Annotated in this window: 13 protein-coding genes; 9 read left to right on the forward strand and 4 right to left on the reverse strand. The window is 37.6% G+C overall.

The genetic code is table 11. The features are described 5' to 3' along the window. Positions 1-147 precede the first annotated feature (147 nt). The 5 genes from IQ247_RS15735 to IQ247_RS15755 all read left to right on the forward strand — a co-directional run bounded on the left by IQ247_RS15735 (position 148) and on the right by IQ247_RS15755 (position 6,491). Positions 148-1,650, forward strand: coding sequence for a thioester reductase domain-containing protein (locus IQ247_RS15735; protein ID WP_193921525.1), 1,503 nt, complete (start codon positions 148-150; stop codon positions 1,648-1,650). Between the two features lie 228 nt (positions 1,651-1,878). Continuing rightward, on the forward strand, positions 1,879-3,135 hold the full coding sequence (locus tag IQ247_RS15740) for a glycosyltransferase family 2 protein (RefSeq protein WP_193921528.1): 1,257 nt from the start codon (positions 1,879-1,881) through the stop codon (positions 3,133-3,135). Positions 3,136-3,235: 100 nt separating this feature from the next. Continuing rightward, complete coding sequence (locus tag IQ247_RS15745) at positions 3,236-4,426, forward strand: ABC exporter membrane fusion protein (RefSeq protein WP_193921530.1); 1,191 nt, start codon at positions 3,236-3,238, stop codon at positions 4,424-4,426. A gap of 38 nt (positions 4,427-4,464) precedes the next feature. Next, positions 4,465-5,631, forward strand: coding sequence for an ABC transporter permease DevC (gene devC / locus IQ247_RS15750; protein ID WP_193921532.1), 1,167 nt, complete (start codon positions 4,465-4,467; stop codon positions 5,629-5,631). A 182-nt stretch (positions 5,632-5,813) separates the two neighbouring features. Continuing rightward, positions 5,814-6,491: a DevA family ABC transporter ATP-binding protein gene (locus IQ247_RS15755; protein ID WP_193921533.1), complete on the forward strand. Its 678-nt coding sequence runs from the start codon at positions 5,814-5,816 to the stop codon at positions 6,489-6,491. A 250-nt stretch (positions 6,492-6,741) separates the two neighbouring features. On the opposite strand, the gene IQ247_RS15760 is transcribed toward IQ247_RS15755, so the two are convergent. Then, the gene (locus IQ247_RS15760) at positions 6,742-6,912 is read right to left on the reverse strand and encodes a hypothetical protein (protein ID WP_193921535.1); all 171 of its coding nucleotides are present in this window, start codon (positions 6,910-6,912) and stop codon (positions 6,742-6,744) included. A 230-nt stretch (positions 6,913-7,142) separates the two neighbouring features. Between IQ247_RS15760 and IQ247_RS15765 the strand changes: the two genes are divergently transcribed. The 3 genes from IQ247_RS15765 (at position 7,143) to aroF (ending at position 11,904) form a co-directional block, all read left to right on the forward strand. Continuing rightward, complete coding sequence (locus IQ247_RS15765) at positions 7,143-8,615, forward strand: serine/threonine-protein kinase (protein ID WP_193921537.1); 1,473 nt, start codon at positions 7,143-7,145, stop codon at positions 8,613-8,615. Positions 8,616-8,796: 181 nt separating this feature from the next. Then, complete coding sequence (locus IQ247_RS15770) at positions 8,797-10,341, forward strand: flavin monoamine oxidase family protein (RefSeq protein WP_228059783.1); 1,545 nt, start codon at positions 8,797-8,799, stop codon at positions 10,339-10,341. A 468-nt stretch (positions 10,342-10,809) separates the two neighbouring features. Next, a complete protein-coding gene (gene aroF / locus IQ247_RS15775; RefSeq protein WP_193921539.1) occupies positions 10,810-11,904 on the forward strand; it encodes a 3-deoxy-7-phosphoheptulonate synthase in 1,095 nt (364 codons plus the stop codon). Between the two features lie 455 nt (positions 11,905-12,359). Here the strand turns inward: aroF and IQ247_RS15780 are convergent, their stop codons facing one another. From IQ247_RS15780 to IQ247_RS15790, 3 genes are all read right to left on the reverse strand, one after another. Further along, positions 12,360-12,734, reverse strand: coding sequence for an ester cyclase (locus tag IQ247_RS15780; RefSeq protein ID WP_228059784.1), 375 nt, complete (start codon positions 12,732-12,734; stop codon positions 12,360-12,362). Between the two features lie 215 nt (positions 12,735-12,949). Continuing rightward, positions 12,950-13,684, reverse strand: a complete 735-nt coding sequence (locus IQ247_RS15785) for an SDR family oxidoreductase (protein WP_193921541.1) — start codon at positions 13,682-13,684, stop codon at positions 12,950-12,952. 33 nt (positions 13,685-13,717) lie between these two features. After that, entirely contained in the window at positions 13,718-14,482 is a 765-nt protein-coding gene (locus IQ247_RS15790) for an SDR family oxidoreductase (RefSeq protein ID WP_193921542.1), read from the reverse strand. Positions 14,483-14,981: 499 nt separating this feature from the next. On the opposite strand from IQ247_RS15790, the gene IQ247_RS15795 reads away from it, so the two are divergent. After that, positions 14,982-15,917, forward strand: a complete 936-nt coding sequence (locus IQ247_RS15795) for an AraC family transcriptional regulator (protein ID WP_193921544.1) — start codon at positions 14,982-14,984, stop codon at positions 15,915-15,917. The last annotated feature ends 212 nt before the right edge of the window (positions 15,918-16,129 follow it).

Consider the following 16,129-nt stretch of genomic DNA (forward strand, 5'->3'; position numbering starts at 1 on the left):
GGAGATGGGGTAAATACTTTTTACTAATAACCACTATCAACTATCAACCAACAACTAACTACTATCAACCAACAACTAACTACTATCAACTATCAACCAACAACTAACTACTATCAACCAACAACTAACTACTATCAACTAACTACTATGTCTTTAAATTCTCAAGATATTCAAAGTTGGATGGTTTCGCAACTTGCGGAACAGTTAATAATTGAACCGGATGAAATTGATATTCAAGAACCTTTAGATACTTACGGATTAGATTCGGCACAAGCGATGATTTTGGCTAGTAAAGCTGAAAAATTATTGGGTTTTGAATTACCTCTGAATTTACTGTGGCTTTATCCTACAATTGAAACTCTTTCCGAACGTTTGGTAGAGGAAATTGAAGAAAGAAAGTTGGAATTAGAAACCGGAAATACTCGAATTACAAAATTAGAAGATATTAAATTAGACTTAGGTGCAGAAGTTGTTCTTGACCCAAATATAGACCCTCTAAAGGTACCGTTAGAACTGAAATATGAACCAAAAAATATTTTTGTAACCGGGGGAACAGGATTTTTAGGAGCTTTTTTAATTGAAGAACTTTTACAGCAAACTAAAGCCAATATTTACTGTTTAATTAGGGCTGCTGATGTCGAATCTGGAAGAAATAGATTATTAAAAAACTTACAACACTATCAAGTTTGGCAAGATAAATATGGTTCTAGAATTATCCCTGTTTTAGGTGATTTATCAAAACCGTTATTAGGTCTTTCTCGCGAACAATTTAATTTATTAGCAACAACTATTGATATTATCTATCATAGTGCTGCTTTACTTAACTATGTTTATCCCTATTCAGCAATGAAAGCTGCAAATGTTTTGGGAACCCAAGAAATTCTCAGATTAGCAAGTCAAGTAAAACGTAAACCTGTACATTATGTATCTAGCGTTGCAATATTTGAATCAACTGCTTATACAGGTAAAATTGTTGAAGAAGCAGATAGTTTTGATGACCATGAGGGGATTTTCTTGGGTTATTCTCAAACTAAATGGGTAGCCGAAAAATTAGTTAAACTAGCGGGTTCTTTAGGTTTACCAGTTACTATTTATAGACCACCTTTGATTAGCGGACATAGTAAAACAGGAGTCAGCAATACTGAAGATTTCATCTGTTTAATGTTGAAAGGTTGTGTACAAATGGGAAGTTTTCCCGATATAGATTATTGGTTGGATATGTCTCCTGTAGATTATGTAAGCAGAGCAATAGTTTATTTATCACAACAACCAGAATCGGTTTCTAAAGCTTTTCATTTACAACATCCCCAACCAATTCATTTGAGTCAATTAGTAAATTGGATTTCCACACTTGGTTATGATATCGAGCAAATTCCCTACGAAGATTGGTTGAATAAATTGCAATCTAAAGCTTGTTCTCCTGATAATCCTCTTTACACTCTTAAACCTTTTTTAGTACAGCGTTGGACTGAAGAACAATTAACCGCAACTGAAATATATATACAAGCAAGAAGACCTGCCAAAATCAGTTGTCAACAAACTCTTAATGCACTCGCTGGTTCCGATATTATATGTCCTCCTCTTGAGCCACAATTATTTAGTAAATATTTATCATATCTACTGCAAAGTGGTTTTTTGAGTCTGGTGTAAGACAGTTATCAGTTAACAGTTAAGAGTTGACATTCCCCAAACTCGGTGTATGGTGGGAGATAAGATAGGGAGGATATCATAGATGATTTTTCCTTGTTCCCTATTCCCTGATAACTGTTAACTGTTCACTGTTCACTGATTTAATTTGTAATTATTCACTTATTAAATAAAAAAATGTAATTAAAATATAATCAATGAATTTATTAAATCAAAAAAGAGGAATAATCGGTGAATGAAATAGCAATTTTAATTTTTTATTTACTTGTAAGCTTAGCTATATTTTATTTATGGTTAACAGTTGCTTTTGTATCCAAACTCCATCAATTTCCAAAAATATTGCAAGAAGAAGAATTACCAATAGCGACGATAGTTCTTTGTTTGCGTGGTGCAGACCCATTTTTACCTAAATGTTTAGAAGCCTTACTAAACCAAAATTATCCTAATTATGAATTACAAATAGTAGTGGATAATTATCAAGACCCAGCTTGGGAAATGGTGACTCAAACTGTGAAAAATATTGCTGTAAAACACGTTAAAATTAACTGTTTACGAGTTGCGCGTTCAACTTGTAGCCTTAAATGTAGTGCTTTACTACAAGCTGTATCTGAGTTAGATGATAATTGTCAAGTAGTAGCGTTAGTAGATGCCGATACCATCGTACATTCTAATTGGTTGCGTGAATTAATTAGTCCTTTAACCGATCCTCAAATTGGAGCCACAACAGGTAATCGTTGGTATCTACCTCAAGGTAGATATTGGGGAAGTGTAATTAGATATATTTGGAATGTAGCAGCTGTAGCTCAGATGCAGTTTTACCGAATTCCTTGGGGTGGAAGTTTAGCGATAAAAACCGAAATTTTTCGTCAAACGGGACTGTTAAGCAAATGGGAACAAGCTTTTAACGAAGATACAATGATACAGCACATCTTGCAACAACAAGGATTAACAGTGAAATTTGTACCTTCTATATTGATGTTAAATCGGGAAGAGTGCGATTTAAAAAGCTTTTTTGCTTGGGTTAAACGTCAATTGCTTTGCTCTCGACTTTATCACAACTCTTGGAGCGCGATCGCAATTCATGGCATCTTAACCACGGTACTTCCTTTGACAGCAATCATGTTATTGCTGATAACCTACTTAAATGGGGAATGGTCTATTAATGGTTATTTCGCAGGTGGATTAGCTATTTATATAGTTACCCAACTATTATGTCTTGTTATTTTAGAATATCAGGTACGGGGTATATTTCAACAAAAAGGCGAAACAGTACCATCGGTTGATATAAGAACAATTTTCAAAGTATTATTAGCACTTCCTTTGACTCAAATAGTTTACAGTTTAGCATTGACCTCAGCAATGTTTATGCGACAAGTTGAATGGAGGGGTATTACTTATCAAATTAAAGGTCCATGGGATATAAAATTAGTAAAATATCAACCATATAGCTATTCAGAAAAACCTGTAGATTCTATACTATCACTGTAGGTTAAAGGTCAAAGGTTAGAGGTTAAAGGTCAAAGGTTAAAGGTTAAAGGTTAGAGGTTAAAGGTCAACTGTCAACTGGTAATTGATAAGGCATAAAATAATGGTTCAAAAGGAAAGTCAGCCTTTAAATAAACCCCTTGGTCAGCGGCTTATATATGTAATAGTCGGTTTAGCTTTGAGCGGTGGGGCTGTCTTTCTTTACAGCTTAGTACAGCTTCGCTCTAATTCCGAACCAGTTGCATCTACTACACAATTAAACGAACCAATTATTATTGGTGTTGCGGCTTTAGGACGCTTAGAACCCCAAGGAGAAGTAATTCGTTTATCTGCACCAACGTCCACAGGAGGTAATAAAGTCACCGAACTTTTAATTAAACAGGGTGATCGAGTACTTCAAAACCAAGTAGTGGCTATTTTGGAAACTTATAATCGTAGCCAAGCTGCTTTAGATAAAGCCAAAACCAACGTTGAAATTGCCAAAGCTGAATTAGCAAGGGTACAAGCTGGAGCTAAATCAGGAGATATTCAAGCTCAAAAAGAAGATATTGCTCGTTTACAAGCTGAATTAGAAGGACAAGTCGCTACTCAAAAAGCAACCATCGCTCGCTTAGAAGCTGAGGTAAGAAATGCCGAAATTGAAAATCAACGCTTTCAAAAACTTTATGAAGCCGGAGCAATTGCCGCAATCGAAGCAGATACTCGACGTTTACGACTCGAAACCACTCAAAAACAACTTCAAGAAGCCAAAGAAACATTAAATCGGACTATCGAAACTACTCAAATTCAATTAGAGCAAGCAAGAGCAACCTTAAATAGTCTTGCAGAAGTGCGTCCTGTTGATGTACAAGTAGCCCAAGCCGAATTAAAAAGTGCGATCGCCGCTGTCAAACAAGCTCAAGCTGACTATGAGTTAACTACAATTCGTTCTCCAATAGCAGGTCAAGTGCTTAAAGTCAACGTCCGTCCGGGAGAAGTAGTTGGTAATACAGGAATCGCTGACATCGGTAAAACAGAGCAAATGTACGTTGTCGCAGAAGTTTACGAAACTGATATCGCAAAAGTGCGTATCGGTCAACCCGCTACCATCAGAAGTCCAGCATTCAGTGGAGAATTACAAGGTACAGTCAGCCAAATAGGGTTACAAGTAGACAGACAAAACATTTTTGACGTTAATCCTCAAGCAGATACAGACAAAAGAGTAATTGATGTCAGAATCCGTCTTCAGCCAGAAGACAGCAAAAGAGTTGCCGACCTAACTAACCTTCAAGTACAAGTACTGATTAACCTTTGACCTTTAACCTCTAACCTTTAACCTTTAACCTTTTTATCATGACAATTCCAGTTGCTTGGCTACAATTAACTCAACAAAGAGTAAGATTTTTAGCGACTTTAGCGGGTGTTTCTTTTGTCGTGATTCTAATTTTTATGCAATTTGGTTTTCAAGATGCACTTTATAATAGCGCTACACAATTACACCAAAATTTGAAAGGAGATTTATTTATAATTAGTTCTCAATATAATGCTTTAACTTCTCAACAAAGCTTTCCCCGTAATCGTTTATTTCAAACCTTAGCATTTAATGGTGTAGAGTCAGTTAGCCCTGTTTACCTACAATTTGCTAAATTAAAAAATCCTTATACTGGGAAAAAAAATCCCATTTATGTAATTGGTTTTGACCCAGCCGCACCAGCTTTTAATTTACCAGAAGTTAATCAATTATTACCTTTAATTCAACTTCCCGATACAGTTCTTTTTGACCAAGCTTCTCGACCGGAATTCGGACCGATTGCTCAAAACTTTTTGCAAGGGGAAGATATCAAAGTAGAAGTATCTAGTTACAATGCCTCTATTGGATATAAAGTTAAAATTGGCGGTTTATTTCCTCTAGGTCCTTCTTTTGGTGTAGATGGTAATTTAATTATGAGTTATTCTACTTTCTTAAGAACCTTTCTTGACCGTAGAGCCGGTTATATAGATATAGGTTTAATTAACCTCCAAGAAAATGTTGATAAAAATTGGGTTTTAGAAAACCTCAAAGCAAAATTACCTCAAGATATCCGAATTTTAACTCGTGAAGATTATATTAAATTTGAAAAAGATTATTGGTCTCTACGTACACCAATTGGTTTTGTATTTAGTTTAATGGTAGTCATGGGATTAGTAGTAGGAATTGTCTTTGTTTATCAAATTCTTTATAGTAATATTTCTAGTAGTTTAGTCGCTTTTGCAACTTTAAAAGCAATGGGATTCAAACATAAATATTTATTAAAAGTCGTGTTTCAACAAGCTTTTTTATTAGCAGTATTAGGTTATATTCCCGGATTAATCGTTGCTTTTGGATTGTATGATATCGCTAAAAAAGCCACAAAATTACCAGTAATTATGACTTTGGATAAAGGAATATTAGTTTTATTTTCAGTAACTTTAATGTGTTTAGTATCTGGTTTTCTCGCAGTCCAAAAATTACAATCCGCCGACCCCGCAGATATATTTTAATTTGGGAATTGGTAATGGGGAATGGGTAATAGGTAATGGGTAACTGTCAACTGTAAACTTAAGTAAGCTGGCGCAAAAAAATAACGCTATCTAAAGAAATGTAAATCAATCTTAAACCCTTTTAACTTTTGCCTGTTGCCTTTTGCCTTGTCTCAATGATAATTTTCCGCACTGACCTACTTATGTCTAAACAAGCTATTATAAAAGTTAAAAATTTAAATTATTACTACGGTAGTAAAGCATTAAAAAAACAAATTCTCTTTGATATTAACTTAGAAATTAATGCGAGAGAAGTTACACTGCTTACAGGACCATCAGGTTCGGGTAAAACGACTTTATTAACTTTAATTGGTGCTTTGCGTTCAGTTCAAGAAGGTAGTTTGCAATTTCTTGATAACGAACTTAATGGAGCTAGTGCCAAACAATTAGTACAAATACGTCGTCAAATAGGCTATATTTTTCAAGCTCATAATTTGCTAGAATTTTTAACCGCACGACAAAATGTACAAATGTCCTTGGAACTTCAATCACTTCCCGAACGAGAATCAATTTCTCAAGCAGAAGCAATGTTAAAAGCTGTGATGTTGGGTAATCGTGTAAATTATTATCCCAATCAACTTTCAGGTGGACAAAAGCAAAGAGTAGCGATTGCTCGTGCTTTAGTTAGTCATCCTAAATTGATTCTTGCTGATGAACCTACCGCTGCTTTAGACAGTAAAACTGGAAGAGATATCATCGAACTGATGCAGCGATTATCCAGAGAGCAAGGTTCAGCAATTTTGATGGTAACTCATGACAATCGTATTTTAGATATTGCAGACCGTACCATCCGGATGGAAGATGGTTTTTTACAAAATTAGTAGTTCGTAAATTGACAATATTTTCCATCTCTAAGACTAACTTCAGCTATCTATATTTTAAATAACTCAGTTGATTGCGATAGCTTCGCTTACACTACGCGATCGCGATTAAATATTAAAGCTTTATTTTTTCCTGTTGCAGAGAAGTCGAGTTTATATAAAATTTGTGTTGTCTTACACATATTTAAGGTAAAAAACCCGATTTCTTAATCGTTGTTACTGATAACTGTTAATCGATAACTGATTTGAGTCATGCTGTTTTCTTTTGATGATTGAGTCGTTTGGTTGTGGATTTTTTCTTTGGTAGAGGTGTTGAAGCGCTTTCTGAAAAGTTTTGCTGTTGTAACTCTGCTGCTTGTCTTTGTTCAAATTCTAATACAGTGCGGCAGATTAATTCAGCCAAAGTTTCTGGTTTTTGCATGATTGTGAAGTGATTCTCAACTTATCATGCTAATTCGTAAGACGAAAACTTCTGTTAATTACGAACAATGTTAAATCAGTTATCAGTTATCAGTTATCAATGTCAACCATCCACCATCAACTATCAACCATCCACCATCCACCATCAACTATCAACTGATATGCATAATTCTCAATCTTCTCACCCTATAAAGTTAAAAATCCTATTATAAGTAAAAGAATTATTTAACAATGAGTGAGGAAATTAATTCAGGAACTTTAATTAATAATCGCTATCTAATTGATAAAACTTTGGGAAGAGGTGGATTTGGTAGAACTTATTTAGCTTTAGATACTCATCGTTTCCAGGAACCATGTGTACTCAAAGAGTTTTTACCAAATACTAATAATGCCAAGGTAATTAGTAAATCTAAGGAACTATTTGAACGGGAAGCAAAAGTTTTATACCAAATTCAACATTCTCAAATTCCGCAATTTTTGGCTTTATTAACTCATAATCAGCAATTATTTATTGTTCAAGAATATATTAATGGTAAAACTTATTTACAAATTTTAGACGAGCGTCTTTCTACAACAGGTAAACCATTTTCGGAAACTGAAGTCAGAGAATGGCTTTTAAAAATGTTACCAGTTTTAGAATATATTCACAGTTGTAATATTATTCACCGGGATATTTCACTAGAAAATGTCATGCTTCCGGACAATGGAAGTAAACCTGTATTAATTGATTTTGGAGTAGTAAAAGAAAAATTCAGCCAAATATTTTTAACTGATTCTTCTTCACCGCAATACTGTACTAAAGCTTCAGTAGTGGGGAAAATTGGTTATTCACCACCGGAACAACTGCGTTTAGGGCAATGTTATCCTTCAAGCGATATTTATGCTCTTGCTGTTTGTGCAGTAATTCTGTTAACTGGTAAAATGCCATATTTATTAATAGATGAATCATTAAATTGGCAATGGCAAAAAAGTGTTAATATTAGCGGTAATTTAACTAAAATTTTGGAGAAAATGTTAGCAGAATTACCTATCAAACGATATCAATCAGCAAAAGAAGTAAGAATAGAGTTAGAGAATAGTTGCAATTATAATATTAATGTTAGTAATAATGACTTGAAACCAAAAATATCATTAGGTGGTATTATTTCCACTTTATTACCAAAACAAACATATAATAAAGAGAAGCTAAAAGCTGATGAAGAACTTAGTTTTGAAAAACTCGGACAAACACCAGTTTATCTAAATCCACAATTTGTAGATTATTGTCAACAACAACTTACTAGTTTTGTTGGACCTTTAGCTAGCGTTGTGATACAACAAACTTTGGATGAAAATCCCGATATAGCATCAAAAGAATTTATAGAAGTGTTAGCGAACAAAATTCCTAATGTACAACGCGCGGAAGATTTTAGAAGTCATATCCAACTTCTCAAAGAATTTAAATTAGAAAAAACTACTAAATTAAATGAATCATCTTTGAATTTAATCAAATCTCCTGCTATTAGTCATCCAGATTTTTTAGACCATTGTCGGCGAGAATTAACTAGTTTTGTCGGTCCTTTTGCTAGTGTGGTCATTCGAGATACTTTAGAAGAATGTCCACATTTCACCCCCAAACAACTTATAGAATCCTTAGCCGCTGGAATTCCCAATCACAAAAAAGCAAAGGAATTTGAAAGACGTATTCTTCAGGGACAAGAATAATTAATTTTCGGAGATATCTCATGTCTAATGCTAAATTATGGAGACGTTGCACTACAACGCCTCTATATTTTTATTCCAAAATACCGAATAAATATATTTTCTCGCAAAATCTCGATGCATCCCTGCATAAACGAGAAACCTTGTCCGGTATGAAGTAACAGAAGCGGGGAATACACCGCAAATGAAATTCACACCAAACAAGGATAAAAAAATGCTTACCACTACTCTACTAGATATGTGCGAACTCAACAACTTGCAACCTGGTAAAAAGATTACCATTCTCGGTGCAGGAATTGCAGGATTAGTTGCAGCTTATGAATTAGAACGTTTAGGTCATCAAGTCGATATCATCGAGGGTAGTCCCCGTGTAGGTGGAAGAGTTTGGACACATCGTTTTGGTAAGGATAATAACGCACCTTATGCAGAATTAGGAGCAATGCGGATTCCTAGTAGCCATCACCATACATTACATTATGTTAAAGAAATGGGATTGAGTGATAAACTCTGCAAATTTATGACTGTATTTGAAGAACAAAATGCCTTTATTAATTTAGAGGGTAAAATCTTCAAAATCAAAGATGCTCCTCGCATTTTGCAACAACGCTATCAAGGGATATTTACAGACACCCGTTACAGCGAACAAACTCGTTTATTTGCAGCTTGGTTAAAAACGATTGTTGATACAATTTCCCCCGGTGATTTACGAGAAGGTTTAGAAAATGACCTGAAATCTCACTTGATGGATGAATTAGAAAGATTGGATTTGGAACCTTATTTTTGCGAAGATAATGAATCTATTGATTTACAATCTTTTATCAAACAAAATCCCGGTTTTCGCGCTCGTTGTAGTAAAGCTTTAGATATGTTTTTTGAGGACATTGTAGTGGAAACTGCTAAAGATTTATTACAACTTCAAGGAGGTATGGAACAAATTATCGACCGTTTGGTAGAATCAATTAAATCACCGATTAAGTGCAATCACAAAGTAGTTGCAATTCGAGTTAATCCTGAATTTACAGAAATTGACTATGTAGAAAATGGTGAAAAACACACTCGTCGTTGTGATTATGTATTATGTACAATTCCTTTTTCTGTATTACGAAAAATGGAATTGAAAGGATTTGATGAAAGAAAACTCAACTCGATTCATAATACTTATTATTGCCCTGCGACAAAAGTTGCTTTCCATACTAAAGAAGCTTTTTGGCAAAAACAAGGTATTCGTGGTGGTGCTTCTTTTAGCGGTGAAGGTGTACGTCAAACATACTATCCTTCTGTTAAATTCAATCCCAATAGCGGTAGTGTCATGTTAGCTAGTTACACAATTGGTGATGATGCTGACAGAATGGGAATGATGCCAGAACAACAACGTCACAATTACGTTAAAGATGTTGTTAGTAAAGTTCACCCCGAATTACAAGCTGAGAATATGGTTGTAGAAGCTGCTTCGATTGCTTGGGGTAATTATGAATGGAGTGCTGGCGGTTGTGCGGTACATTGGGAAGATGAATCTGTGAATACTTCTAATTATTTGGAAGCTGGTAGAAGACAACATCAATTATTATTTGCCGGGGAACATTGTTCTAGATATCCAGCTTGGTTACAAGGTTCTATTGAGTCTGCTTTGGAAGCAGTTTACGATATTGTTGCTGATAAAAGAAGGAATCTTTTTTCTACCAGTTCTGCTGTTCAAAGACAAGATGCTAACATTTTACAAGCAGCTTGAAATCATTTATCTTAAAGGAGTTTTTTATTATGTTGATAATGTTATTTGAAGTAATATCCTTTACGCTGACATCGAAATGATAAAAAGTATGTGCAAAAAAACTCTGCGTTCCTCTGCGCTTACCTCCGCGTCACTTTGCGTTAAAAATATATAATTCCGATACAAACGGATTTAATATAATATTCCCAAATTATTGGTGAAGAATATGAAACCTGGTTTTTAAAAAGAATCAGGTTTTTCAATTGATATTTTTTTATTCATATCATGTACGAGTAAACACTTTTAATATAGGGAATAGGGAATTGTCAGTTATTTATGCAATTTTATTTTTATAAATTAAGATAAATTAAGATAAATTAACCGCAGAGAGCGCAGAGAGCGCTGAGGAAGAAGAAGAGAGAGAATTGCATAAAATGAATAACTATTACCCTATGAAAAAGTATTAGATGATGAAAATGAGGTTACAAAATGATTATTGTTACTCAATGTGGAACTCCTGATGTTGAAATTGAACGGATTATTAATGAGTTGAATGTTTATCAAGGAACTATTGAAAAAATTGTTGGTAAGGAGAAGGTTGTAATTGGCTTGGTTAGCGATACTTCTAATATTAGTCTTCAATCTATTCAACAAATTAGTCCTTTTATTGAAGAAGTTTTTCGAGTTGAGCAGCCTTTTAAACGAGTTTCTCTGGAATCTCGTTATGGTGAATTTTCTGAAGTTGTTGTCCAAACCCCTAACGGTACAGTAACTTTCGGTCAAAATCATCCTTTGGTTGTTGTTGCTGGACCTTGTTCGGTGGAAAATGAAGAGATGATTGTGGAAACTGCACAGGTAGTTAAAGCTACGGGAGCGCAATTTTTGCGAGGTGGTGCTTATAAACCCCGGAGTTCTCCTTATTCTTTCCAGGGGCATGGTGAAAGTGCTTTACATCTTTTAGCTAAGGCACGTGAAGTTACTGGTTTAGGAATTATCACTGAAGTAATGGATACTGCTGATTTGGAAAAAGTTGCAGAAATTGCCGATGTGGTACAAATTGGAGCCAGAAATATGCAAAATTTCTCGCTGTTGAAGAAAGCTGGTGCTACTGGTAAACCGATTTTACTCAAGCGGGGGATGTCTGCAACTATTGAAGAATGGTTGATGGCTGCTGAATATATTTTGTCTACGGGCAATAAGAATGTAATTTTGTGTGAGCGGGGAATTCGCAGTTTTGACAATAAATACACTCGAAATATTTTGGATTTATCCATTGTACCTGTATTGCGGACTCTGACTCATTTACCGATTATGATTGACCCCTCTCACGGTACTGGTTACTCGAAATATGTTCCGACTATGGCTAAGGCTGCTATTGCTGTTGGTACTGATTCTTTAATGATTGAAGTTCACCCCAATCCCGCTAAAGCTCTTTCTGATGGTCCTCAATCTCTTACTCCCAAAGCTTTTATCGAGTTGATGCAGGAAATTAAACCTCTTTCTCAATACTTTGGACGCGATGATAATTTTGATTTTACAACATCAAGTTTTGTTAGTGAAAGTGAAATTATAATTGGTGTTTGACGAGCAGGGTATGGGAGAGCCATAAAATTTCAGTTTAAGAACGTTTATTCTTTGCTGCGAACAATCGACTCAATTTTTGAAACCTGGTTTTTTTTAAATCTGGGTTTCTTTATTTTTATGTACTCTTAGCGGTAGCGTAAATCTAATTACTTGTTGAAACGAAGACCTATTTAACCCACATTCCGCACCCTAACTGTCACAAAGGTATTTTTACTGTTTTTTTAGAATAAAACAAAGCTAGCTTATATACTTAATCTCCTTGTTTTAACTGATATGAAACATTATTTAAGCATAATTTTTATCTCAAATTCTGGTAAAAGTTAAGTGATTACCGATTGTGACACTCTATGTGCGGAATGTGGGATTTAATCAAAAGGAATGCAGAGGAAAACGCTAATTAAATTGAAGTATCATTCTGTTTTTCCTGTTTCAACAAAGACTGAAAAAGGGATACCTTACCTAATTGGCGGTGTAATCGTTGCCCAACGCTCAACAAGTTTGCCATCTGCTAATCTCCAAAGTACAAAGCCCTTAAACTCCATCTTCTTTCCTGTAGAAAAATCGGTTCCGCGCCACAGACACCGCACCATAACCTTATCGCCCTCAGTGATCGTGTCCTCGACTGTAACGTGCAAATCGGGATACTTTACATATGCCTTCTCCATCGTCTGCTTAACCAGTTCGGGACTCACCAATCCTACAAAAGGTTCTTCATGATCTATAAAGTTAGGTGCAAAGTTTTGGTAAGCAATGGCAGAATTCTTGCGGTTTACAATCTCTTCAAAGTGATTGCGGATGAATGTTTTATTCTGTTCGAGTGTTTGTTCCATAATGCTCCCGAACTCCATTCGAGTTGTGTAATATTCTATCTATCTGAAGTGTAGTAGGTTTTGATGACATGTTCCGCAAAATCGCCATCTCTCGGCTAAAGTTCGGTTTTTGTTGATGTTTATGGCAGAACTGAGCGCCGCATTAAAGCGAGTCAATATTGTGGACTGAAGACTTGAATAAGTCAGTCACGAGACGGAGTGATGTCGTCCGGTGTTTACATCATCTGGCGGATCGGGCGGACAATCACTTCATTAACATCAACATCGTCCGGTTGGGACACAGCGTATAAAACGGCTCTGGCGATCGCCTCTGAGGGAAGTGCAGTTTGGCGAAATTCTTTTAACAAACCTTTGGATGGCTCATCGGTGGTATCAGAGCCAAGTTCAGTTTCAACGACACCCGGAGATATGGTAGTGACGCGAATATTTTGGGATTCCTGACGTAGCCCTTCAGATATTGCCCAAACTGCATACTTGGTTGCGCAGTAAACTGCCGCAGTGGGTACTACCAAATGGGCACCAATGGACGCAGTATTGATGATTTGCCCGCCACCTTGCGCTTCCATAATCGGTAGCCCCGCCGCGATACCATTCAATACGCCCCGGATATTCACATTAATCATGTTGTCCCATTCCTCGACTTTCAGGGCATTCATCGGAGATAGGGGCATCACGCCTGCATTGTTAAAAATGACATCAACGCGACCAAATTTAGCTTTGGCAAACTCAACAAATGATTTCACAACTTCGCGATCGGTGACATCGACCGTTTTGAATTCTGCTGTACCACCGGATGCGTGAATCTCTTCAACTAGTTTTTCTAGCTTGTCTATCCGCCGTGCCCCCAAAACAACTTTTGCGCCGTTCTGAGCAAGCAATTTTGCAGTAGCTTCACCAATACCGCTACTGGCTCCGGTGATAGCAACGACTTTGTTTTCTACATTCAACATAGCGAGTTTTCCTTTTGTTTTAGTGAGTGTGAATTAAAGAAACATACCGCCAGAGACTTCAATTCTCTGAGCATTCACCCAGCGGTTATCTTCAGAAAGTAAAGATGCGATCGCACCTCCAATATCATCGGGAAGACCAACTCGACCTAACGCGGTTTGCGAAGCGAGGAAGTTGTTGATTTCTGGATTGTCACGGACTGCACCGCCCGCAAAATCTGTTTCGATCGCGCCCGGAGCCACAACATTTACAGCAATCTGTCTGTGTCCCAATTCCTTTGCCATATAACGAGTCAAGACCTCGATCGCCCCCTTCATTGCTCCATAAGCGGCATAGCCTGGTAGGGCAAACCGGGCAAGACCAGAGGAAATGTTGACAATCCGCCCTCCATCTTTCAGCAAAAGCAGAAGTTTCTGCGTCAAGAAGAAAACCCCCTTCACATGGATATTCATCAAGTGATCGAATTCTTCTTCAGTCGTCTCGGCAAAAGGGGCATAAACGCCTATTCCAGCATTGTTGACGAGGAAGTCAACCTGCTCGATCTGCCATTTGTCTTGGAGTGATTGCTTGACTTGCTCTACAAAACTATCAAAAGTTTTGGTGTCAGAAGTATCCAGTTGTATAGCAACCGCTTTACTGCCCATGGCTTCGATCTCAGATACCACGCTGTTCGCTTCTGCCTCACTACTGCGATACGTTACGATTACACCAATCCCCTTTTTGGCAAGTGCGAAAGCCGTATTTTTGCCCAGTCCTCGGCTCGCTCCTGTGACCAATGCGATCTTCGTGTTGTTTGTCATGGTTTTCTCCTTGTTAAAATTGCGGAAGTCGCTCTAGCTCAGCGATATGGCGACCAACACTAGTTCCTCGGTGAAACTCTTGTCCACAAGTCGTTGAACTCTTGCATATCCAGAAAGGCGATCGCTTTGCCGTCCTGCATTCTGAAATACCAGGTGTAGGTGTTCCTCTGTTGAGTACAATTGGCTATAGCGGTTTCTGCATCCTTAGTTTTGCCGCTGGAGGAAACCCACACTATGGCGAGTACCGCAACAGCAACGGACAGGAGTAGTCGTTTCACAGTTGTCCGTAAACTACTCAAATCAGCGGCGGCAAAGAAACTCGAACGCAGCACTAGAGGCTTTAGACCGCTCGGATAGTTTCATCCTATAAGCAAGAATCAGGAGGGTAAATGCACAAACCTCGCAGATTATTGCCTAATCCTCTCAAAATATCTAGACAAAAAAGAAAGATTTCCTATAATGATTGCATGAGCAGGGCTACATCAATTAGGAATCCAGTATGACGATTGATACAATCAGCCACAAAAGCGCGATCGCCAAATGTGCAGAATTGGCGGCACTCATTGATCGACACACAGACAGCAAGGAAGGCATTTATCATCCAACTGCGATCAATTCCTTAGTCTTTGTGCGATGTGATACTTGTAAAACCCTCCAAACGGTCAGCGAACCGTTGTTCGCTATGGTGGCACAGGGCGAAAAGAAATTATCGCTGAATGAGGAAATCTTTCAATATGGTGTTGCTCAATATTTGGTGATGTCAGTGGATTTGCCGTTGAGCGTCTGCATGATCGAGGCGACACCCGATCAACCCTATCTCGGCTTGAAGCTGAAGCTAGACCCAGTTCAACTCTGCGAGATTATTGCTCAAACAAACCCAGACAACGATCGCAAAGAAAACTCGGTCAGAGGCTGGTGCGTTAGCGATGCCAATCCGTCTTTACTTGATTGCGCCATCCGGTTAATCAACCTGTTAGAGACACCACAGGATATCCCGTTTCTCGCCCCGATGATGATCCGCGAAATCTATTACCGTCTACTCACCGATCACCAAAGTGAAGCTGTTCGTCAGGTTGCCACCGCTGGCAGCAACATGCAGCGAATTGCAGACGTGATCAAACAAATCAAGACAGAATTTACCCAACCGTTGCGGGTTGAGGAGCTAGCTGAACAAGCGAATATGTCGGCTGCATCGTTCCATCGCCACTTTAAGGCAGTCACCTCAATGAGTCCGCTGCAATATCAAAAACAATTGAGACTGTTAACCGCGCGTCAGATGATGCTGGCTGAGGCGATCGATGCAACTCAGGCGGCTTATCGGGTTGGGTACGAAAGTACATCGCAATTCAGCCGCGAATATTCCCGCATGTTTGGTGCGCCCCCTATCCGGGATGTTGAACGTTTACGGACAACCGAAACAGTACTAAGTAGGTAGACATTGTTGTGGACTCCGTGCAGGCGGAGGCGAAATGGATAGTAAAGAACAGCGCAAGCGCGAAAAGGGTTGCGCTGCTCATCGATATCTTTTGAACTGAGAGTCGAAATCCAAAGAGGTTGAATTCCAGTGCCTCTTGTCGTGATTTTGCAGTTTTGTTCATGTCATTTACCTGCGTAACAGAAGGCTTGACCGCAACTAGGCAGGTTAAA

Source organism: Plectonema cf. radiosum LEGE 06105 (assembly GCF_015207665.1).
In the GTDB taxonomy this organism is placed as follows: Bacteria; Cyanobacteriota; Cyanobacteriia; order Cyanobacteriales; family Nostocaceae; genus Rivularia; species Rivularia radiosa_A.

Coding starts and splice junctions, on each gene's coding strand:
- IQ247_RS15735 (WP_193921525.1), top strand. CDS start 148: ATGTCTTTAAATTCTCAAGATATTCAAAGTTGGATGGTTTCGCAACTT.
- IQ247_RS15745 (WP_193921530.1), top strand. CDS start 3,236: ATGGTTCAAAAGGAAAGTCAGCCTTTAAATAAACCCCTTGGTCAGCGG.
- devC (WP_193921532.1), top strand. CDS start 4,465: ATGACAATTCCAGTTGCTTGGCTACAATTAACTCAACAAAGAGTAAGA.
- IQ247_RS15755 (WP_193921533.1), top strand. CDS start 5,814: ATGTCTAAACAAGCTATTATAAAAGTTAAAAATTTAAATTATTACTAC.
- IQ247_RS15760 (WP_193921535.1), bottom strand. CDS start 6,912: ATGCAAAAACCAGAAACTTTGGCTGAATTAATCTGCCGCACTGTATTA.
- IQ247_RS15765 (WP_193921537.1), top strand. CDS start 7,143: ATGAGTGAGGAAATTAATTCAGGAACTTTAATTAATAATCGCTATCTA.
- IQ247_RS15770 (WP_228059783.1), top strand. CDS start 8,797: ATGAAATTCACACCAAACAAGGATAAAAAAATGCTTACCACTACTCTA.
- aroF (WP_193921539.1), top strand. CDS start 10,810: ATGATTATTGTTACTCAATGTGGAACTCCTGATGTTGAAATTGAACGG.
- IQ247_RS15780 (WP_228059784.1), bottom strand. CDS start 12,734: ATGGAACAAACACTCGAACAGAATAAAACATTCATCCGCAATCACTTT.
- IQ247_RS15785 (WP_193921541.1), bottom strand. CDS start 13,684: ATGTTGAATGTAGAAAACAAAGTCGTTGCTATCACCGGAGCCAGTAGC.
- IQ247_RS15790 (WP_193921542.1), bottom strand. CDS start 14,482: ATGACAAACAACACGAAGATCGCATTGGTCACAGGAGCGAGCCGAGGA.
- IQ247_RS15795 (WP_193921544.1), top strand. CDS start 14,982: ATGACGATTGATACAATCAGCCACAAAAGCGCGATCGCCAAATGTGCA.